Source organism: Burkholderia sp. E168m23 (assembly GCF_016586125.1).
GTDB classification, from domain to species: Bacteria; Pseudomonadota; Gammaproteobacteria; order Burkholderiales; family Burkholderiaceae; genus Burkholderia; species Burkholderia orbicola.
The window spans coordinates 1-3,932 of sequence record NZ_BCPP01000687.1 but is presented as its reverse complement, the minus strand read 5'-3'; the positions used below and the strand labels follow the sequence as shown (position 1 = coordinate 3,932).

Genomic DNA, 3,932 nt, shown 5'->3' with positions numbered 1-3,932 from the left:
GTCGTCGACATCAGCGTCGCATCGTCGGCAAATTCGAATTCGCGTTGCGTGACGGGCTGGTTGTTGCGCATGGTGTGGAGCTCCGGGTGGCGGATCTTGCGTCCGCTCGTCGATTGATTCGAGACCCCGCGCATGGCGATCGATTCGCATGCATGTGAGTCAGGCTCCTGCACTTTCGGCAAATTCGGCAAAAACATTATGCCGTATCCGGGTAAATATGCATTAAAGATGCATCAACTTGTTTTTGCCGAATAACTTGTTCATGGATAAAATGAAACGCCTTGTCTGGCAACGGTTTGGCGGGTATTCGTCTGATCATTGCACGTCATGATTTCGGCACGATTTAATGCGCAAACACGCAATCGGAAATACGAATATCTCCCATTCCACGTCGTTCGATTCAACCCGCAAACCTGAATAGGTACTGTGCGCGACATCCGGCGTTCATCGATCACCCGCACGTCGCGCACCCGTTCGCGCCATCACCTGAACACGTTCACCGCATCCACGAGCCGCGTCGCCTGCTGCTTCAGGCTTTCCGATGCCGCCGTGCTCTGCTCGACCAACGCCGCGTTCTGCTGCGTGATGTTGTCCAGGTGCACGACCGCCTGGTCGACCTGCGCAACACCCGTACTTTGCTCGGCCGTCGACGAGCTGATCTCCGCGATGAGGTCCGACACGCGCTTCACCTGCGTGACGATGTCCTCCATCGTCTTCCCCGCCCCATCGACGATCCGCGCGCCCGACTCGACCCGCTCGACGCTCGCGCTGATCAACGTCTTGATCTCCTTCGCCGCGTTCGCGCTGCGCTGCGCGAGCGCGCGCACTTCGCCGGCGACCACCGCGAAGCCGCGCCCCTGTTCGCCAGCACGCGCGGCCTCGACGGCCGCATTCAGCGCGAGGATGTTGGTCTGGAACGCGATACCGTCGATCACGCCGATGATGTCCGCGATCTTGCGCGAGCTGGCGGTGATCTCGCTCATCGTCGTGACGACCTCGCTTACCGCCTGCCCGCCGCGCTCGGCCGCATCGCTCGCGGACACCGACAACTGATTCGCCTGCAGCGCGGTCTCGGCATTGCTGGACACGGTCGCCGTCATCTCGGCCATCGACGCGGCCGTCTGCTGCACGCTCGACGCGGCCTGTTCGGTGCGCGCGCTCAGGTCGCCGTTGCCCTGCGCGATCTCGTTGCTCGCGCGCTGCACGTTGTGCACCTGCTCGCTGACGTCGTCGACGAGCCAGCGGAACATCAGCCCGAGCTGGTTGATCGTGCGCAGCGTCATGCCGATCTCGTCGACCCGGTTCATCCGCACGCCGCGCCGGCTCTCGCCGGTCGCGACGTTCAGCGCCTGCTCGTGCAGCCGCTTCAGCGGTTGCACGATCTGCGCGTCGAGCCACCAGCCGGCGGCCGCCGCCACGCCGACCGTCACGCCGGCAAACGCCGCGAGGCCGCCGCCGGTGAGCCCGCAGGCCCACCCCGCGCCGACGACGGCCGGCGCCAGCACGTACAGTGCCGAATGGACGCGCGCCCGCACCGACATCGTCTGCGGCAACGATGCGATCCGCAGCAGCCCGGTGCGGATGACGAGGCCCTTGTGGAACCGGCGCCGGCCAGCCTTGCCTTCGCGGAATGCGCGATACAGCGCGTCCGCGGCCCGGGTCTCGTCGTGCGGCGCCTTCGTACGCACCGACATGTAGCCTTGCGGCGCGCCGTTGCGCATCACCGGAATCGCGTTCGCGCGCACCCAATAGTGATCGCCATTCTTGCGGCGGTTCTTCACGAGCGCGGTCCAAGGCTCGCCGCGCCGCAGCGTCGCCCACATGTCGGCGAACGCCTCCTTCGGCATGTCCGGGTGACGCACCACGTTGTGCGGCTGGCCGACGAGTTCCTCGTTCGAGAACCCGCTCACTTGCGCGAACGTCGTGTTCGCGTAGGTGATGACGCTGTCGGCATCGGTCGTCGACATCAGCGTGACGTCGTCGGGAAAATCGAATTCCTGTTGGGTTACGGGCTGGTTGTTGCGCATGCAAGGCTCCGAAAGGCGGATCTGTCGTCCGCGCCGCGCTGAAATCGCGCTCAGTAGCCGAAAAACGGTTGCTCGCTTTACGACACTCTCGTCCTTACTGTCGGCAATTCGCTGGAAAACCTTAATTCCGTTGCGCATAAAACAGGCAATTCCGCTATTGCCATGATTTCGATCAAATAATCCGGCGATAATCACCGCGCGCGTTTATCTGGCTGTCACGAAGCGCCGCGCGGCATTGACAATGCCCGCAGCCGTTGCGTGCGGCGAAACGATTCGCTTATCCTGCCCCATTCGACCTGAATTCGAATCCGATGAAAAAGGCATTGCATGAACTGAATCGGCTGTCCTGGAATACGGCGACGGTCGCGCATAACAGCCATAAAGGCGATCAGGCTGCATTTTTCCGCAATGGCGGCTCGACGCTGTTTCCGGAAGAACGCGAACTGCTCGGCGATCTCACCGGTTTGCGGCTCTTGCACCTGCAATGCAACGCGGGACAGGACACGCTGAGCCTCGTGCGCGACGGCGCGGACGCAACCGGCGTCGACATCTCCGACGAGGCGATCGACTTCGCGCGGCAACTGTCGGCCGACGCGGGCCTGCCCGCGCGCTTCGAGCGCGCCGACGTACTCGACTGGATGCCCGCAGCAGCCGCGCGCGGCGAGCGCTTCGATCGCGTGTTCACGTCATACGGCGCGATCTGCTGGCTGTCGGACCTGAGCGCATGGGCGCGCGGGATCGCCTCGTTGCTCGCGCCGGGTGGCCGCTTCGCGATGGTCGAGTTCCACCCGTTCTCACTGTATTTCGACGAACAGTGGCAGCCGCGCTACGACTACTTCAACGGCGACGCGATCGAGGAACCCGCAGGCGTCGGCGATTACGTCGCGGCGTCCGGCACGGGGCTCGGCGAGCAGCACGATCATCCGGGCATCGTCGATTTCGCGAACCCGCATCCGAGCTACGAGTTCATGTGGGGCATCGGCGACGTCGTGAATGCGCTGATATCAGCCAGGCTCGTGATCGACTGCCTGAACGAATATCCGTACTCGAACGGCTGGAAGGGCTTCGACGGCATGCGCGAGCTGGAGGGCCGCCGGATGGTGCCTCCCGAAGGCATGCCGCGCCTGCCGTTGATGTACGCAATCGCCGCGCACCGGAGGGCCGCATGACCCGCCGCACCGCCGCCGAGCGCGACGCGCTGTCGGCCCGCCTGCTGGCCCGCGACGACGTGCCGCTCGTGTGGACCATCGACCGGCGAGAAATCATCGAACACCTGTACGTATTGCGCGACGGCGCGCTGCATCTCGTGCCCGAGTTCTACGACGTGTCCGGCTGGCCCGACGGCGAAGCCGACCACTACACGCCGATCCTGCTCGACTGCCACGACCGTGGCGGCTGGTTTCTCGGCCGGTTCGACGGCGCGCGACTCGTCGCGGCAGCGATCGTCGACAGCCGGCCGCTCGGCCCGCGGCGCGACATGCTGCAGCTGAAGTTCCTGCACGTGAGCCACGACTGGCGCGGCTGCGGACTCGGCGAACAGCTCTACCGCGCGGCGCAGGTGCAGGCACGCGCGATGGGGGCCGAGCGCCTGTATGTGTCGGCGACGCCGTCGCAGCGCACGATCGACTTCTACCTGCGGCTCGGCTTCACGGTCAGCACGGCGCCCGATCCCGAGCTTTACGCGCTCGAACCCGACGATATTCACCTCGAAGGGCCAACCACGTGACGGCCCGGCACGCGGATGCCGCGTAGAATTTTCCGCCCTGCCCCAGCCGTCATCAGCTGCCATCAGCCGTCACGGAGCGCGACATTGAACAACGCCCCACCACCGCCCGCCACGCCGAAGATCCTCGTCAGCATGTGCGTGGTCGGCCATCCGGTCCGTTACAACGGTTCGGCGAAGAC

The 3,932-nt window shown here is 64.8% G+C and carries 3 protein-coding genes and 2 pseudogenes; 3 read left to right on the top strand and 2 right to left on the bottom strand.

Features of this window, described 5'->3' with window-relative positions:
- Both JMF90_RS27515 and JMF90_RS27510 read right to left on the bottom strand, forming a co-directional pair.
- Positions 1–197: pseudogene (locus JMF90_RS27515) on the bottom strand (hypothetical protein); the annotation flags it as partial.
- Positions 198–482: 285 nt separating this feature from the next.
- Positions 483–2,027 (bottom strand): PAS domain-containing methyl-accepting chemotaxis protein, encoded by a 1,545-nt coding sequence (locus tag JMF90_RS27510; RefSeq protein WP_011694868.1) that lies wholly within the window; start codon positions 2,025–2,027, stop codon positions 483–485.
- A 311-nt stretch (positions 2,028–2,338) separates the two neighbouring features.
- On the opposite strand from JMF90_RS27510, the gene JMF90_RS27505 reads away from it, so the two are divergent.
- From JMF90_RS27505 to JMF90_RS40275, 3 genes and pseudogenes are all read left to right on the top strand, one after another.
- On the top strand, positions 2,339–3,196 hold the full coding sequence (locus JMF90_RS27505; protein ID WP_011546839.1) for a class I SAM-dependent methyltransferase: 858 nt from the start codon (positions 2,339–2,341) through the stop codon (positions 3,194–3,196).
- A complete protein-coding gene (locus tag JMF90_RS27500) occupies positions 3,193–3,753 on the top strand; it encodes a GNAT family N-acetyltransferase (protein WP_011546838.1) in 561 nt (186 codons plus the stop codon). Before JMF90_RS27505 ends, JMF90_RS27500 begins: the two co-directional genes overlap by 4 nt.
- A gap of 15 nt (positions 3,754–3,768) precedes the next feature.
- Positions 3,769–3,932, top strand: a pseudogene (locus JMF90_RS40275) (DUF523 domain-containing protein); the annotation flags it as partial.

Coding starts and splice junctions, on each gene's coding strand:
- JMF90_RS27510 (WP_011694868.1), bottom strand. CDS start 2,027: ATGCGCAACAACCAGCCCGTAACCCAACAGGAATTCGATTTTCCCGAC.
- JMF90_RS27505 (WP_011546839.1), top strand. CDS start 2,339: ATGAAAAAGGCATTGCATGAACTGAATCGGCTGTCCTGGAATACGGCG.
- JMF90_RS27500 (WP_011546838.1), top strand. CDS start 3,193: ATGACCCGCCGCACCGCCGCCGAGCGCGACGCGCTGTCGGCCCGCCTG.